The sequence below is a fragment of the Pseudomonas sp. 58(2021) genome, from assembly GCF_017491585.1.
Classification (GTDB): Bacteria; Pseudomonadota; Gammaproteobacteria; order Pseudomonadales; family Pseudomonadaceae; genus Aquipseudomonas; species Aquipseudomonas fluorescens_BT.
This window is the reverse complement of record NZ_JAFGYZ010000004.1, coordinates 16,299-31,390: the sequence shown is the minus strand read 5'-3', so window position 1 is coordinate 31,390 and position 15,092 is coordinate 16,299. Positions and strand designations below refer to the sequence as shown.

General features: G+C 54.9%; 26 protein-coding genes. All 26 read right to left on the bottom strand.

The annotated features are described in order from the left end of the window. Nucleotides 1-12 precede the first annotated feature (12 nt). Nucleotides 13-1,341, bottom strand: coding sequence for a preprotein translocase subunit SecY (gene secY / locus J5M72_RS05570; protein WP_003228718.1), 1,329 nt, complete (start codon nucleotides 1,339-1,341; stop codon nucleotides 13-15). Continuing rightward, a complete protein-coding gene (rplO, locus tag J5M72_RS05565; protein ID WP_003228720.1) occupies nucleotides 1,342-1,779 on the bottom strand; it encodes a 50S ribosomal protein L15 in 438 nt (145 codons plus the stop codon). A gap of 3 nt (nucleotides 1,780-1,782) precedes the next feature. Beyond that, entirely contained in the window at nucleotides 1,783-1,959 is a 177-nt protein-coding gene (rpmD, locus tag J5M72_RS05560) for a 50S ribosomal protein L30 (protein ID WP_003176408.1), read from the bottom strand. Nucleotides 1,960-1,961: 2 nt separating this feature from the next. Further along, nucleotides 1,962-2,462: a 30S ribosomal protein S5 gene (gene rpsE / locus J5M72_RS05555; RefSeq protein ID WP_007955637.1), complete on the bottom strand. Its 501-nt coding sequence runs from the start codon at nucleotides 2,460-2,462 to the stop codon at nucleotides 1,962-1,964. Nucleotides 2,463-2,465: 3 nt separating this feature from the next. Next, nucleotides 2,466-2,816 carry a 50S ribosomal protein L18 gene (rplR, locus tag J5M72_RS05550; RefSeq protein WP_003186037.1) on the bottom strand — a complete coding sequence of 117 codons (351 nt, stop codon included), beginning with the start codon at nucleotides 2,814-2,816 and terminating at the stop codon, nucleotides 2,466-2,468. A gap of 10 nt (nucleotides 2,817-2,826) precedes the next feature. Then, on the bottom strand, nucleotides 2,827-3,360 hold the full coding sequence (gene rplF, locus J5M72_RS05545) for a 50S ribosomal protein L6 (RefSeq protein WP_065259511.1): 534 nt from the start codon (nucleotides 3,358-3,360) through the stop codon (nucleotides 2,827-2,829). A 12-nt stretch (nucleotides 3,361-3,372) separates the two neighbouring features. Next, entirely contained in the window at nucleotides 3,373-3,765 is a 393-nt protein-coding gene (rpsH, locus tag J5M72_RS05540) for a 30S ribosomal protein S8 (RefSeq protein ID WP_011336171.1), read from the bottom strand. A 208-nt stretch (nucleotides 3,766-3,973) separates the two neighbouring features. Then, the gene (gene rpsN, locus J5M72_RS05535) at nucleotides 3,974-4,279 is read right to left on the bottom strand and encodes a 30S ribosomal protein S14 (protein WP_003228726.1); all 306 of its coding nucleotides are present in this window, start codon (nucleotides 4,277-4,279) and stop codon (nucleotides 3,974-3,976) included. A 13-nt stretch (nucleotides 4,280-4,292) separates the two neighbouring features. Further along, nucleotides 4,293-4,832: a 50S ribosomal protein L5 gene (rplE, locus tag J5M72_RS05530; RefSeq protein ID WP_003210069.1), complete on the bottom strand. Its 540-nt coding sequence runs from the start codon at nucleotides 4,830-4,832 to the stop codon at nucleotides 4,293-4,295. A gap of 20 nt (nucleotides 4,833-4,852) precedes the next feature. After that, nucleotides 4,853-5,167 (bottom strand): 50S ribosomal protein L24, encoded by a 315-nt coding sequence (gene rplX / locus J5M72_RS05525; protein ID WP_003186046.1) that lies wholly within the window; start codon nucleotides 5,165-5,167, stop codon nucleotides 4,853-4,855. An 11-nt stretch (nucleotides 5,168-5,178) separates the two neighbouring features. Next, on the bottom strand, nucleotides 5,179-5,547 hold the full coding sequence (gene rplN, locus J5M72_RS05520) for a 50S ribosomal protein L14 (protein ID WP_002555479.1): 369 nt from the start codon (nucleotides 5,545-5,547) through the stop codon (nucleotides 5,179-5,181). A 23-nt stretch (nucleotides 5,548-5,570) separates the two neighbouring features. Then, nucleotides 5,571-5,837, bottom strand: a complete 267-nt coding sequence (gene rpsQ, locus J5M72_RS05515) for a 30S ribosomal protein S17 (RefSeq protein WP_003194644.1) — start codon at nucleotides 5,835-5,837, stop codon at nucleotides 5,571-5,573. A 2-nt stretch (nucleotides 5,838-5,839) separates the two neighbouring features. After that, the gene (gene rpmC / locus J5M72_RS05510) at nucleotides 5,840-6,031 is read right to left on the bottom strand and encodes a 50S ribosomal protein L29 (protein WP_002555481.1); all 192 of its coding nucleotides are present in this window, start codon (nucleotides 6,029-6,031) and stop codon (nucleotides 5,840-5,842) included. Beyond that, nucleotides 6,031-6,444 carry a 50S ribosomal protein L16 gene (gene rplP, locus J5M72_RS05505; protein WP_003228729.1) on the bottom strand — a complete coding sequence of 138 codons (414 nt, stop codon included), beginning with the start codon at nucleotides 6,442-6,444 and terminating at the stop codon, nucleotides 6,031-6,033. The genes rpmC and rplP overlap by 1 nt, the downstream gene beginning before the upstream one ends. A 12-nt stretch (nucleotides 6,445-6,456) precedes the next feature. Continuing rightward, nucleotides 6,457-7,143: a 30S ribosomal protein S3 gene (rpsC, locus tag J5M72_RS05500; protein WP_085688068.1), complete on the bottom strand. Its 687-nt coding sequence runs from the start codon at nucleotides 7,141-7,143 to the stop codon at nucleotides 6,457-6,459. Nucleotides 7,144-7,156: 13 nt separating this feature from the next. After that, nucleotides 7,157-7,489 carry a 50S ribosomal protein L22 gene (gene rplV / locus J5M72_RS05495; RefSeq protein ID WP_003103908.1) on the bottom strand — a complete coding sequence of 111 codons (333 nt, stop codon included), beginning with the start codon at nucleotides 7,487-7,489 and terminating at the stop codon, nucleotides 7,157-7,159. 11 nt (nucleotides 7,490-7,500) lie between these two features. Continuing rightward, nucleotides 7,501-7,776: a 30S ribosomal protein S19 gene (rpsS, locus tag J5M72_RS05490; RefSeq protein ID WP_011336172.1), complete on the bottom strand. Its 276-nt coding sequence runs from the start codon at nucleotides 7,774-7,776 to the stop codon at nucleotides 7,501-7,503. A gap of 16 nt (nucleotides 7,777-7,792) precedes the next feature. Continuing rightward, nucleotides 7,793-8,617: a 50S ribosomal protein L2 gene (rplB, locus tag J5M72_RS05485; RefSeq protein WP_016772943.1), complete on the bottom strand. Its 825-nt coding sequence runs from the start codon at nucleotides 8,615-8,617 to the stop codon at nucleotides 7,793-7,795. A gap of 14 nt (nucleotides 8,618-8,631) precedes the next feature. Next, nucleotides 8,632-8,931, bottom strand: a complete 300-nt coding sequence (gene rplW, locus J5M72_RS05480) for a 50S ribosomal protein L23 (protein ID WP_002555488.1) — start codon at nucleotides 8,929-8,931, stop codon at nucleotides 8,632-8,634. Continuing rightward, nucleotides 8,928-9,530: a 50S ribosomal protein L4 gene (gene rplD / locus J5M72_RS05475; protein WP_003228735.1), complete on the bottom strand. Its 603-nt coding sequence runs from the start codon at nucleotides 9,528-9,530 to the stop codon at nucleotides 8,928-8,930. The genes rplW and rplD overlap by 4 nt, the downstream gene beginning before the upstream one ends. A gap of 12 nt (nucleotides 9,531-9,542) precedes the next feature. Beyond that, a complete protein-coding gene (rplC, locus tag J5M72_RS05470; RefSeq protein ID WP_007955641.1) occupies nucleotides 9,543-10,178 on the bottom strand; it encodes a 50S ribosomal protein L3 in 636 nt (211 codons plus the stop codon). A gap of 80 nt (nucleotides 10,179-10,258) precedes the next feature. After that, nucleotides 10,259-10,570 (bottom strand): 30S ribosomal protein S10, encoded by a 312-nt coding sequence (gene rpsJ / locus J5M72_RS05465; RefSeq protein WP_003186070.1) that lies wholly within the window; start codon nucleotides 10,568-10,570, stop codon nucleotides 10,259-10,261. Nucleotides 10,571-10,727: 157 nt separating this feature from the next. Then, nucleotides 10,728-11,921, bottom strand: a complete 1,194-nt coding sequence (tuf, locus tag J5M72_RS05460; protein ID WP_207864544.1) for an elongation factor Tu — start codon at nucleotides 11,919-11,921, stop codon at nucleotides 10,728-10,730. Between the two features lie 31 nt (nucleotides 11,922-11,952). Next, the gene (gene fusA / locus J5M72_RS05455; protein WP_085712351.1) at nucleotides 11,953-14,058 is read right to left on the bottom strand and encodes an elongation factor G; all 2,106 of its coding nucleotides are present in this window, start codon (nucleotides 14,056-14,058) and stop codon (nucleotides 11,953-11,955) included. Nucleotides 14,059-14,088: 30 nt separating this feature from the next. After that, on the bottom strand, nucleotides 14,089-14,562 hold the full coding sequence (gene rpsG / locus J5M72_RS05450; RefSeq protein ID WP_007957592.1) for a 30S ribosomal protein S7: 474 nt from the start codon (nucleotides 14,560-14,562) through the stop codon (nucleotides 14,089-14,091). 109 nt (nucleotides 14,563-14,671) lie between these two features. Next, nucleotides 14,672-15,043, bottom strand: coding sequence for a 30S ribosomal protein S12 (gene rpsL / locus J5M72_RS05445; protein WP_003186084.1), 372 nt, complete (start codon nucleotides 15,041-15,043; stop codon nucleotides 14,672-14,674). Between the last annotated feature and the right edge of the window lie 49 nt (nucleotides 15,044-15,092).

The following is a 15,092-nucleotide window of genomic DNA, read 5'->3' as shown; positions in this document are numbered from 1 at the left end:
CCTTATGGGTACTCAGCGCAACATGCCGCTGCCGTAACCCTTCAGGTTGGCTTTCTTCATCAGGGATTCGTACTGGTGCGAAACGAGGTGCGATTGTACTTGGGACATGAAGTCCATCACAACCACGACCACGATCAGCAACGAGGTCCCGCCAAGGTAGAACGGAACGTTTGCTGCAACCACCAGGAACTGGGGCAACAGGCACACGGCCGTCATGTAAAGAGCACCGAACATGGTCAAGCGAGTCAGAACGCCATCAATGTAGCGCGCAGACTGCTCACCTGGACGGATGCCCGGAATAAAGGCACCGGACTTCTTCAGGTTTTCCGCTACGTCTTTCGGATTGAACATCAACGCCGTATAGAAGAAGCAGAAGAAAATAATCCCTGCACTAAACAGCAGAATATTCAACGGCTGACCAGGAGCGATCGACTGCGAGATGTCCTGCAACCAGCCCATACCTTCAGACTGACCAAACCAGGCACCCAACGAAGCCGGGAACAGCAAAATGCTGCTCGCGAAAATAGCCGGAATAACACCGGCCATGTTCACCTTCAGCGGCAAGTGGCTAGTCTGCGCAGCGAAAACCTTGCGGCCTTGCTGACGCTTGGCGTAGTGAACAGCGATACGACGCTGACCACGCTCAATGAACACCACGAAACCGATAATCGCTACTGCCAGCAAACCGATGGCAACCAGGGCGAAGATATTGATATCACCCTGACGCGCAGACTCGAAAGACTGCCCGATTGCTCTCGGAAGACCGGCGACGATACCCGAAAAAATCAACATCGAGATACCGTTGCCTACACCACGCTCAGTAATCTGCTCACCCAGCCACATCATGAACATCGCACCAGCCACAAACGTGGATACCGCGACGAAATGGAAGCCAAAGTCACCAGTGAACGCAACGCCCTGCCCTGCCAGACCAATGGACATGCCAATGGCCTGGACGAGAGCGAGGACGACGGTGCCGTAGCGGGTGTACTGGCTGATCTTGCGACGGCCAGCTTCACCTTCCTTCTTCAACTGCTCCAGCTGCGGGCTGACGGCAGTCATCAGTTGCATGATGATCGATGCCGAAATGTACGGCATGATCCCCAGTGCAAAGATGCTCATCCGCTCCAGCGCGCCGCCGGAAAACATGTTGAACAAGCTAAGAATGGTCCCCTCATTCTGTCGAAACAGGTCCGCGAGTCGGTCCGGGTTGATACCTGGAACCGGGATGTGTGCGCCTATTCGGTAGACGATAATCGCCAGGAACAGAAAACGCAGACGAGCCCAGAGTTCAGACATACCGCCTTTGCCGAGCGCAGAGAGAGCACCTTGCTTAGCCATTTATTCCTCGAACTTGCCGCCAGCTGCTTCGATAGCCGCACGCGCACCTTTGGTGGCGCCGATTCCCTTGCCGATAGTGACAGCGCGAGTCACTTCACCGGACAGCATGATTTTCACACGCTGTACGTTGACGTTGATCACGTTGGCATCTTTCAGGGACTGCACAGTGACGATGTCGCCTTCCACTTTAGCCAGCTCGGACAGACGCACTTCTGCGCGATCCATGGCCTTCAGGGAAACGAAACCGAACTTCGGCAGGCGACGATGCAGCGGCTGTTGACCGCCTTCAAAGCCTGGAGCAATGGTGCCACCGGAGCGAGAGGTCTGACCTTTGTGACCACGGCCACCAGTCTTACCCAAACCACTACCGATACCACGGCCCGGACGATGCTTTTCGCGACGGGAACCCGGCGCTGGACTCAGATCATTGAGTTTCATCGATTAACCCTCGACACGCAGCATGTAGTAAGCCTTGTTGATCATCCCGCGATTCTCGGGAGTATCCTGGACTTCTACAGTGTGACCGATGCGACGCAGACCCAGACCCTTAACGCACAGTTTGTGGTTAGGGATGCGGCCGGTCATGCTTTTGATCAGCGTAACTTTAACGGTAGCCATGATTACTTGATCTCCTCAACACGCAGGCCACGCTTGGCTGCAATGGATTCAGGAGACTGCATGGCTTTCAGACCCTTGAAAGTGGCGTGAACCACGTTTACAGGGTTAGTCGAGCCGTAGCACTTGGCCAGAACGTTCTGAACGCCAGCAACTTCGAGGACAGCACGCATAGCGCCGCCAGCGATGATACCGGTACCTTCAGAAGCAGGCTGCATGTACACCTTCGAAGCGCCGTGAGCGGACTTCATTGCGTACTGCAGGGTAGTGCCGTTCAGATCAACCTGGATCATGTTGCGGCGAGCAGCTTCCATTGCCTTCTGGATCGCAGCAGGCACTTCACGCGACTTGCCACGGCCGAAGCCAACACGGCCCTTACCATCACCAACCACGGTCAACGCGGTGAAAGTGAAGATACGGCCGCCTTTAACGGTTTTGGCTACGCGGTTAACTTGAACCAGCTTCTCGATGTAGCCTTCGTCGCGCTTTTGGTCGTTATTTGACATAACTTAGAACTCCAGCCCAGCTTCACGAGCAGCATCAGCCAGCGCTTTTACGCGGCCGTGGTACTTGAAGCCAGAGCGGTCGAAAGCCACCTGCGAGACGCCAGCGGCCTTAGCACGCGTAGCGACCAGCTGGCCAACCTTAGTGGCCGCGTCGATGTTGCCAGTGGCGCCATCACGCAGTTCTTTATCCAAAGTCGAGGCGCTTGCCAGGACTTTGTTGCCGTCGGCCGAAATGACCTGGGCGTAGATGTGCTGCGAAGAGCGGAACACGCAGAGACGCACGACTTCGAGTTCGTGCATTTTCAGGCGTGCTTTGCGAGCGCGACGCAGTCGAGTAACTTTTTTGTCGGTCATTTGCTATGCCCTACTTCTTCTTGGCTTCTTTACGACGGACGACTTCGTCCGCGTAGCGCACACCTTTGCCTTTGTACGGCTCTGGTGGACGGAAGTCGCGGATCTCGGCGGCCACTTGACCTACCAGCTGCTTGTCGATGCCCTTGATCAGGATATCGGTCTGGCTAGGAGTCTCAGCGGTGATGCCTTCCGGCAGTTCGTAATCCACTGGGTGCGAGAAGCCAAGAGCCAGGTTCAGCACCTGACCTTTTGCTTGCGCCTTGTAACCAACACCGACCAGCTGGAGCTTGCGCTCGAAGCCTTGGCTTACGCCCTGGACCATGTTGTTTACCAACGCACGAGTGGTACCGGCCATTGCGCGAGTCTGTTGATCGCCATTGCGAGCAGCAAAACGCAGCTCACCGGCTTCTTCAACGATCTCAACGGACGAATGGACGTTCAGTTCAAGAGTACCCTTGGCACCCTTCACCGAAAGCTGTTGGCCTGCGAATTTTACTTCGACACCGGCTGGCAGCTTAACGGGGTTCTTAGCGACGCGAGACATGCTTATCCCCCCTTAGAACACAGTGCAAAGAACTTCGCCGCCGACACCGGCAGCGCGCGCAGCACGATCAGTCATCACACCTTTGTTGGTGGAGACGATAGACACGCCGAGACCGCCACGTACTTTTGGCAGCTCTTCGACGGACTTGTACTGACGCAGGCCTGGACGGCTAACGCGCTTGACTTCTTCGATAACCGGACGGCCTTCGAAATATTTCAGCTCGATAGACAGCAGTGGTTTGGTTTCGCTGCTGATCTGATAACCCGCGATGTAACCTTCGTCCTTCAGGACTTTAGCTACAGCCACCTTCAACGTGGAAGAAGGCATGCTTACGACGGACTTTTCAGCCATCTGGGCATTACGGATTCGAGTTAGCATGTCCGCTAACGGGTCCTGCATACTCATGGGCTAGACGCTCCTAATACAGAAAAATTAGCCTTGCGGCTACTACTTGTCGCCGAGAAATTCCGGGCAGAAAAACACGGGCTCAGGCGAGCCGGTCATTCTAGACACACCCCAGAAATGAATCAAGCCCCAAAAGGGGCTTGATTCATGTTCAAGGCCACCGATGGTCAGGTTCTTGCGATCCTGACCATCGAGACTTTGACAGCAATTACCAGCTGGCTTTAACCAGACCTGGAACGTCACCACGCATGGCAGCTTCACGCAGCTTGTTACGGCCCAGGCCGAACTTGCGGTAAACGCCGTGCGGACGACCAGTCAGGCGGCAGCGGTTACGCATGCGCGAGGCGCTTGCGTCACGTGGCTGCTTCTGCAGAGCTACGGTAGCTTCCCAACGCGCTTCTGGACTTGCGTTCAGATCAACGATGATAGCTTTCAGCGCTGCACGCTTGGTGGCGTACTTGGCAACGGTGAGCTGACGCTTCAGCTCACGGTTTTTCATGCTCTTCTTGGCCATTTTCCTACTCCAATCAGTTGCGGAACGGGAATTTGAAAGCACGCAGCAGAGCGCGGCCTTCGTCATCGTTCTTGGCAGTGGTGGTCAGGGTAATGTCCAGACCGCGGAGAGCATCGATCTTGTCGTAGTCGATTTCCGGGAAAATGATCTGCTCTTTCACGCCCATGCTGTAGTTGCCACGACCATCGAAGGACTTGGCATTCAGGCCGCGGAAGTCGCGAACCCGAGGCAGGGAGATCGACAGCAGACGATCCAGGAACTCGTACATACGCTCACGGCGCAGGGTCACTTTGACGCCGATCGGCCAACCTTCACGGACTTTAAAGCCAGCGATGGATTTGCGAGCGTAGGTCACAACGACTTTCTGGCCGGTGATCTTTTCCAGGTCAGCAACAGCGTGCTCGATGACTTTTTTGTCGCCGATCGCTTCGCCCAGACCCATGTTCAGGGTGATTTTGGTAACGCGCGGAACTTCCATCACGTTCGAAAGCTTAAGTTCTTCCTTAAGTTTCGGTGCGATTTCCTTCCGGTAAATCTCTTTTAGTCGTGCCATGGTCTTCTACCTAGCAGTGTTCAAGCATCAACCGCTTTTTGGGTCGACTTGAAGACACGAATTTTCTTACCGTCTTCTACTTTGAAACCAACGCGGTCAGCCTTGTTGGTTTCGCCGTTGAAGATGGCGACGTTGGAAGCGTGCAGTGGCGCTTCTTTCTCGACGATACCGCCCTGTACGCCCGACATCGGGTTAGGCTTGGTATGACGCTTGACCAGGTTCAGACCACCAACAACCAGACGGTTGTCAGCAAGAACCTTCAGCACCTTACCGCGCTTACCTTTGTCTTTGCCGGCGATCACGATGATCTCGTCGTCACGACGAATCTTTTGCATGTCGGATCTCCTTACAGCACTTCTGGGGCGAGCGAGACGATCTTCATGAACTTCTCAGTACGAAGTTCACGGGTCACTGGCCCAAAGATACGGGTGCCGATCGGCTCTTGCTTGTTGTTCAGAAGAACAGCAGCGTTGCCATCAAAGCGGATAATGGAGCCATCAGCACGACGTACGCCGTGACGAGTGCGGACTACGACAGCAGTCATCACTTGGCCTTTTTTCACCTTACCGCGAGGAATTGCTTCCTTCACGGTAACTTTGATGATGTCACCGATACCAGCGTAACGACGATGGGAGCCACCCAGCACCTTGATGCACATAACACGGCGAGCGCCGCTGTTATCGGCCACATCGAGCATGGATTGAGTCTGAATCATATAATTTCTCCGACCCCTAGCCCTTAGACTTCCACAGCGCGTTCGAGAACATCAACCAGCGCCCAAGACTTGGTCTTGGCCATCGGACGAGTTTCACGAATAGTGACTTTGTCGCCGATGTGGCACTGATTGGTTTCGTCGTGCGCGTGCAGCTTAGTCGAACGCTTAACGTATTTACCGTAGATCGGGTGCTTAACGCGACGCTCGATCAGAACGGTGATGGTTTTGTCCATCTTGTCGCTGACAACACGGCCAGTCAGCGTACGGACAGTTTTTTCGGCTTCAGCCATGATCACTTACCTGCCTGCTGGTTGAGCACAGTCTTCACGCGAGCGATGTCACGCTTAACTTGCGAGAGCAGATGAGACTGCCCCAACTGGCCAGTTGCTTTCTGCATGCGCAGATTGAACTGGTCGCGCAGCAAGCCGAGCAGTTGCTCGTTCAGCTGCTGTGCGGATTTTTCACGAAGTTCATTCGCTTTCATCACATCACCGTCCGTTTAACAAAGGAGGTGGCGAGCGGCAGCTTTGCAGCAGCCAGGGCGAAAGCCTCACGCGCCAGCTCTTCAGAAACACCCTCGATTTCATACAGGACTTTGCCTGGCTGAATCTGGGCAACCCAGTACTCCACGTTACCCTTACCTTTACCCATACGAACCTCGAGAGGTTTCTTGGAGATCGGCTTGTCCGGGAATACACGGATCCAGATCTTGCCGCCACGTTTTACGTGACGGGTCAGAGCACGACGCGCTGACTCGATCTGACGAGCGGTGAGACGACCACGAGCAACAGACTTCAGCGCGAACTCGCCGAAGCTGACTTTGCTACCGCGCAGTGCCAGACCACGGTTGTGGCCGGTCATCTGCTTGCGGAACTTCGTACGCTTTGGTTGCAACATTTGGCGTACCCCTTACTTAGCAGCTTTTTTACGAGGCGCTGGTGCTTGTGGTTTCAGTTCTTCTTGGCGACCACCAATTACTTCGCCTTTGAAGATCCAAACCTTTACACCGATCACACCGTAAGTGGTGTGAGCTTCGTAGGTGGCATAGTCGATATCGGCACGCAAGGTGTGCAGTGGCACACGACCTTCGCGATACCATTCAGTACGTGCGATTTCAGCACCGCCGAGACGACCGCTCACTTGGATTTTGATGCCTTTGGCACCAATGCGCATGGCGTTCTGTACGGCGCGCTTCATGGCGCGACGGAACATCACACGACGCTCCAGCTGCTGAGCTACGCTCTGGGCAACCAGCATACCGTCGAGTTCCGGCTTGCGGATCTCTTCGATATTGATGTGCACAGGCACACCCATTTGCTTGGTCAGGTCCTGACGCAGTTTTTCAACATCTTCACCTTTCTTCCCGATAACGATACCTGGACGAGCGGTGTGGATGGTGATGCGTGCAGTTTGAGCCGGACGATGGATATCGATACGGCTTACGGACGCGCTTTTTAGTTTGTCTTGGAGATACTCACGCACCTTCAGATCTGCGAGCAAATAGTCCGCATAAGTCCGACCGTCTGCGTACCAGACGGAGGTGTGCTCCTTGACGATTCCCAGGCGAATGCCAATGGGATGTACTTTCTGACCCATCTCTTCGACTCCGTTACTTGTCAGCAACCTTGACAGTGATATGGCAAGACCGCTTGACGATGCGATCAGCACGGCCTTTGGCACGTGGCATGATGCGCTTCAGCGAACGCCCTTCGTTGACGAAAACGGTGCTGACCTTCAGGTCATCAACGTCTGCGCCTTCGTTATGCTCGGCGTTGGCTACGGCCGACTCCAGCACTTTTTTCATGATCTCGGCGGCTTTCTTACTGCTGAAAGCCAACAGGTTGAGCGCTTCGCCCACCTTCTTCCCGCGGATCTGGTCGGCGACCAAGCGGGCTTTCTGGGCGGAGATTCGAGCGCCCGACAACTTAGCGGCTACTTCCATTTCCTTACCCCTTAACGCTTGGCTTTCTTGTCTGCCACGTGCCCGCGATAGTTGCGGGTACCGGCGAACTCGCCCAGTTTGTGGCCGACCATGTCTTCGTTAACGAGAACTGGGACGTGCTGACGACCGTTGTGTACTGCGATGGTCAGACCGACCATTTGTGGCAGGATCATCGAACGGCGCGACCAAGTCTTAATTGGTTTGCGATCGTTCTTTTCCGCCGCCACTTCGATCTTCTTCAGTAGGTGAAGATCAATAAAAGGACCTTTTTTCAGAGAACGTGGCACTGTCGTATCCCTCTATTTACTTGCGACGACGGACGATCATTTTGTCGGTACGCTTATTACCACGAGTCTTCGCGCCCTTAGTCGGGAAGCCCCATGGCGATACCGGATGACGACCACCAGAGGTACGACCTTCACCACCACCATGTGGGTGGTCAACCGGGTTCATGGCAACACCACGAACGGTTGGGCGAACGCCACGCCAGCGCTTGGCACCAGCTTTACCCAGCGAACGCAGGCTGTGCTCGGAGTTCGAGACTTCGCCCAGGGTCGCACGGCACTCAGCCAGCACTTTACGCATTTCACCGGAACGCAGACGCAGGGTAACGTACACACCTTCACGAGCGATCAGCTGAGCCGAAGCACCAGCGGAGCGAGCGATCTGTGCGCCTTTACCTGGCTTCAGTTCGATGCCGTGTACGGTAGAACCGACTGGAATGTTGCGCAGTTGCAGAGCGTTGCCTGGCTTGATTGGAGCCAGAGCGCCTGCGATCAGCTGGTCGCCAGCACTCACGCCTTTAGGGGCAATGATGTAGCGGCGCTCGCCGTCTGCGTAGCACAGCAGTGCGATGTGAGCAGTACGGTTTGGATCGTATTCGATACGCTCGACAGTGGCGACGATGCCATCTTTGTCGTTGCGACGAAAATCGACCATACGGTAATGCTGCTTATGACCACCACCGATGTGACGAGTGGTAATACGGCCATTGTTGTTACGACCACCAGACTTCGATTTTTTCTCGAGCAGCGGTGCGTGAGGAGCGCCTTTATGCAGCTCCTGGTTGACCACCTTGACCACAAAACGGCGGCCAGGGGAAGTCGGTTTGCATTTAACGATTGCCATGATGCACCCCTTCCTTACTCAGCACTGCTGCTGAAATCGAGATCTTGGCCTGGCTGAAGGGAGATAACTGCCTTCTTCCAGTCATTACGCTTGCCCAGACCGCGAGCGGTGCGCTTGCTCTTACCCAGAACGTTCAGGGTAGTAACACGCTCAACTTTCACGCTGAACAGGCTTTCGACGGCCTTCTTGATTTCCAGCTTGGTTGCATCAGTAGCAACCTTGAAAACGAACTGGCCTTTCTTGTCTGCCAGAACCGTAGCCTTCTCGGAAACGTGCGGGCCAAGCAGAACTTTAAATACGCGTTCCTGGTTCATCCCAGCAGCTCCTCGAATTTCTTCACGGCCGACACGGTGATCAACACCTTGTCGTATGCGATCAGACTAACTGGATCGGAACCTTGCACGTCACGTACATCTACGTGTGGCAGGTTGCGAGCAGCCAGGTACAGGTTCTGATCAACAGCGTCAGACACGATCAGAACGTCGGTCAGGCTCATGTTGTTCAGTTTGCCCAACAGGTCTTTGGTTTTCGGAGTTTCAACTGCGAAATCCTGAACCACGACCAGACGATCAGTACGCACCAGCTCAGCAAGGATGGAACGCATTGCTGCGCGATACATCTTCTTGTTCAGCTTCTGGGAGTGATCTTGTGGACGAGCTGCGAAAGTGGTGCCGCCGCCGCGCCAGATTGGGCTACGGATAGTACCGGCACGAGCACGGCCAGTACCTTTCTGACGCCATGGGCGCTTACCGCCACCACGAACGTCGGAACGGGTCTTTTGCTGCTTGCTACCTTGACGGCCGCCAGCCATGTAGGCCACGACTGCTTGGTGAACCAGCGTCTCGTTGAACTCGCCGCCAAATGTCAGTTCGGAAACTTCGATCGCTTGAGCGTCATTTACATTTAATTGCATGTCAGCTTCCCCTTAACCGCGAGCCTTGGCTGCTGGACGTACAACCAGGTTGCCGCCAGTAGCGCCAGGAACAGCACCCTTGACCAACAACAGATTGCGTTCAGCGTCCACGCGCACTACTTCCAGGGACTGCACGGTCACGCGCTCAGCGCCCATATGACCGGACATTTTTTTGCCCTTGAATACACGACCAGGAGTCTGGCACTGGCCGATAGAGCCTGGGACGCGGTGGGATACGGAGTTACCGTGGGTGTTATCTTGCCCGCGGAAGTTCCAACGCTTGATCGTACCCTGGAAGCCTTTACCTTTGGACTGACCGGTTACATCAACCAGTTGACCAGCAGCGAAGATTTCAGCGTTGATCAGATCGCCGGCCTGGTACTCGCCTTCTTCAAGACGGAATTCCATTACGGTACGACCAGCGGCAACGTTCGCCTTGGCGAAGTGGCCAGCCTGAGCAGCTGTTACACGGGAAGCACGACGCTCGCCGACAGTGACTTGCACTGCACGATAGCCATCGGTTTCTTCAGTTTTGAACTGGGTGACGCGATTCGGCTCGATCTCAATGACCGTGACCGGAATGGAGACACCTTCTTCGGTGAAAATACGGGTCATACCCGCTTTACGACCGACTACACCAATAGTCATGTTGTAAACCTCATGAGTGTACGGGGCTTTCACCCGCTATGGCCGCCCATTTCAGAGCGTTACACGACCAAGACCGAGTCTTAGCCGAGGCTGATCTGCACTTCCACACCGGCCGCAAGATCAAGCTTCATAAGTGCATCAACGGTTTTATCCGTTGGCTGGACGATGTCCAGAACGCGCTTATGAGTGCGGATTTCGTACTGGTCACGCGCGTCTTTGTTGACGTGCGGGGAAACCAGAACGGTGAACCGCTCTTTACGGGTAGGCAGTGGAATTGGACCACGCACTTGAGCACCAGTACGTTTCGCGGTTTCCACGATTTCCTGGGTTGATTGGTCGATCAGGCGATGGTCAAAAGCCTTCAACCTGATACGGATTTGCTGATTTTGCATTGGATTTCAGACTCCGGCTGCTATTCCCACCGGGCGCAATACGCCCGTTAAAAGGAGGCGCAATTCTATAGACGCCCCAGATAGGTGTCAACCCAATAAAAAAGCCCCCGCTAAGCGGGGGCTTTTTCAACTCATCGAAGCTATCTCAAAAAAGAGATTACTCGATGATTTTGGCTACGACGCCAGCGCCGACGGTACGACCGCCTTCACGGATAGCGAAACGCAGACCGTCTTCCATCGCGATGGTTTTGATCAGGGTAACAGTCATCTGAATGTTGTCACCTGGCATTACCATTTCAACGCCTTCTGGCAGCTCGCAGTTACCGGTCACGTCAGTAGTACGGAAGTAGAACTGCGGACGGTAGCCTTTGAAGAACGGAGTGTGACGACCGCCTTCTTCCTTGCTCAGAACGTAAACTTCTGCGGTGAACTTGGTGTGCGGCTTAACCGAACCCGGCTTAACCAGAACCTGACCACGCTCAACGTCGTCACGCTTGGTACCACGCAGCAGAACGCCGCAGTTCTCACCAGCACGACCTTCGTCCAGCAGCTTGCGGAACATCTCAACACCGGTGCAGGTGGTGGTGGTGGTGTCACGCAGACCAACGATTTCCAGGGCATCTTGAACGCGAACGATACCGCGCTCGATACGACCGGTCACAACAGTACCGCGACCCGAGATCGAGAACACGTCTTCGATTGGCATCAGGAAAGGCTTGTCGATAGCACGCTCTGGCTCTGGGATGTAGCTGTCCAGAGTGTCCACCAGCTTCTTAACAGCAGTGGTGCCCATTTCGTTGTCGGCTTTGCCTTCCAGCGCCATACGAGCCGAACCGATGATGATCGGAGTGTCGTCGCCTGGGAAGTCGTAGGTGGACAGCAGGTCGCGAACTTCCATCTCAACCAGTTCCAGCAGCTCAGCGTCGTCTACCAGGTCTGCCTTGTTCAGGAAAACCACGATGTACGGAACGCCTACCTGACGGGACAGCAGGATGTGCTCACGGGTTTGTGGCATCGGACCATCAGCGGCCGAGCAAACCAGGATCGCGCCGTCCATCTGGGCAGCACCAGTGATCATGTTCTTCACGTAGTCAGCGTGACCTGGGCAGTCAACGTGAGCGTAGTGACGAATGTTCGAGTTGTACTCAACGTGCGCGGTGTTGATGGTGATACCGCGAGCTTTTTCTTCTGGAGCGCTGTCGATCTTGTCGAATTCAACTACGGCCGAACCGAAAACTTCGGAGCAGACGCGAGTCAGAGCAGCGGTCAGAGTGGTTTTACCGTGGTCAACGTGGCCGATGGTGCCAACGTTTACGTGCGGTAGGGAACGATCAAATTTTTCTTTAGCCACGACAATTAACTCCTAGCCTAAAGGGGCTGAATCAGCCTTGTTTTTTGGTAACGGATTCGACGATGTGCGACGGAGCCGTATCGTATTTTTTGAATTCCATAGAGTAGCTTGCGCGACCCTGGGACATGGAGCGAACGTCGGTCGCATAACCGAACATCTCACCCAGTGGAACCTCGGCACGGATAACCTTGCCGGACACTGTGTCTTCCATACCCTGGATCATGCCGCGACGACGGTTAAGGTCGCCCATCACATCACCCATATAGTCTTCAGGCGTAACAACCTCTACCGCCATGATCGGCTCGAGCAACTCACCACCGCCCTTCTGGGCCAGTTGCTTGGTCGCCATGGAAGCAGCCACTTTAAACGCCATCTCGTTGGAGTCGACGTCGTGGTAAGAACCATCGAACACGGTAGCCTTCAGGCCGATCAGCGGATAGCCGGCAACAACGCCGTTCTTCATCTGCTCTTCGATACCCTTCTGGATAGCCGGGATGTATTCCTTAGGAACCACACCACCCACTACTTCGTTCAGGAATTGCAGACCTTCCTGACCTTCGTCAGCAGGAGCAAAGCGAATCCAGCAGTGACCGAACTGGCCACGACCGCCGGACTGACGAACGAACTTGCCTTCGATTTCGCAGTTCTTCGTGATGCGCTCACGGTACGAAACCTGTGGCTTGCCGATGTTGGCTTCGACGTTGAACTCACGGCGCATCCGGTCAACCAGGATGTCCAGGTGCAACTCGCCCATGCCGGAGATGATCGTTTGACCAGTCTCTTCATCAGTTTTGACGCGGAAAGACGGGTCTTCCTGAGCAAGCTTGCCCAGAGCGATACCCATTTTCTCCTGGTCATCCTTGGTCTTAGGCTCTACGGCAACCGAAATAACCGGCTCCGGGAAGTCCATGCGAACCAGGATGATTGGCTTGTCAGCGTTGCAGAGGGTTTCACCAGTGGTGACGTCCTTCATGCCGATCAGGGCCGCGATGTCGCCAGCGCGCACTTCCTTGATCTCTTCACGGGCGTTTGCGTGCATTTGCACCATACGACCCACGCGCTCTTTCTTGCCTTTAACCGAGTTGATCACGCCGTCGCCGGAGTTCAACACGCCCGAGTAAACGCGGACGAAGGTCAAGGTACCCACGAATGGGTCGGTAGCGATCTTGAACGCCAAGGCCGCGAACGGCTCGTCGTCGCTTGCATGACGCTCCATCTCTTCTTCCTCGTTATCAGGGTTGGAACCCTTGATAGCAGGAATGTCGGTCGGAGCAGGCAGGAAGTCGATAACGGCGTCGAGAACCAGGGGAACACCCTTGTTCTTGAACGAAGAACCGCAAACAGCCAGAACGATTTCGCCAGCGATAGTACGCTGACGCAGAGCTGCCTTGATCTCGGCGATCGACAGTTCTTCACCTTCCAGGTACTTGTTCATCAGCTCTTCGCTGGCTTCGGCCGCAGCCTCAACCATGTTGCTGCGCCACTCAGTAGCCAGCTCGAGCATGTCCGCAGGGATTTCCTTGCGAACCGGAACCATACCCTTGTCAGAGTCGTTCCAGTAGACAGCTTGCATGTTGATCAGGTCGATCTGGCCCTGGAAGTTGTCTTCCGAACCGATAGCCAGCTGGATCGGCACCGGAGTGTGACCCAGACGCTGCTTGATCTGACCGATCACGCGCAGGAAGTTGGCACCAGCACGGTCCATCTTGTTTACGTAAACAAGACGTGGAACGCCGTATTTGTTGGCCTGACGCCATACGGTTTCCGACTGAGGCTCAACACCCGAAGTACCGCAGAACACAACGACAGCGCCGTCGAGTACGCGCAGCGAACGTTCTACTTCAATGGTGAAGTCCACGTGGCCCGGGGTATCGATTACGTTGAAGCGATGCTCGTGTGGGTACTGCTTCTCGGAACCTTTCCAGAAGGCGGTAATGGCAGCAGAAGTAATGGTAATACCACGCTCCTGCTCCTGAACCATCCAGTCTGTGGTCGCGGCGCCGTCATGCACCTCGCCCATTTTGTGACTTTTGCCAGTGTAAAAAAGGACGCGCTCGGTGGTGGTGGTTTTACCAGCATCCACGTGAGCGACGATACCGATGTTACGGTAGCGACTAATCGGAGTAGTACGAGCCATAAAGCCCTCGCAAAATTAGTGAAGCTAAAATTAGAAGCGGTAGTGCGAGAAAGCTTTGTTAGCTTCGGCCATACGGTGCACGTCTTCACGCTTCTTAACAGCAGCACCTTTACCTTCAGCAGCATCCAGCAGCTCGCCAGCCAAGCGCAGAGCCATAGACTTCTCGCCACGCTTGCGGGCGAAGTCTACCAACCAGCGCATTGCCAGAGCGTTACGACGGGACGGACGAACTTCGACCGGAACCTGGTAAGTAGCACCGCCAACGCGGCGCGACTTCACTTCGACCAGCGGAGCGATGGCGTCGAGTGCTTTTTCGAAGAGTTCCAGGGGATCGGTGCCGGTCTTGCGAGCCGCAACGGTTTCCAGGGCACCATAAACGATACGCTCGGCAACGGCTTTCTTGCCGCTTTCCATAACGTGGTTCATGAATTTGGCGAGGATTTGGCTTCCGTATTTCGGATCGTCCAGAATCTCACGCTTTGCTGCTACGCGACGTCTTGGCATTGATAAGCCCTCAAACGGTCTTCAGGTTAGTTCGGGACAGATCCTTGAGGATTCGCGCCCGACCTTACTCTTATCGACTCAATAAAATGAAAATCTGCAAAACGGCCGATTACTTCGGACGCTTGGTACCGTACTTCGAACGACCCTGGTTACGGCCCTTAACGCCGGAAGTATCCAAGGAGCCGCGAACGGTGTGGTAACGAACACCTGGCAAGTCTTTTACACGACCGCCGCGGATCAGTACCACGCTGTGCTCTTGCAGGTTGTGGCCTTCACCACCGATGTACGAGGAAACCTCGAAACCGTTGGTCAGACGCACACGGCATACTTTACGCAGTGCCGAGTTAGGTTTTTTCGGCGTAGTGGTGTACACACGGGTGCACACGCCACGACGTTGCGGGCAGTTCTGCAGCGCAGGTACGTCGGATTTCTCGACGATACGCTTACGCGGCTGACGTACCAGCTGGTTGATAGTTGCCATCTACTAGCTCCACTGTTGTCTTGCGACGCTATTGTCTTGCAAGAAAAGC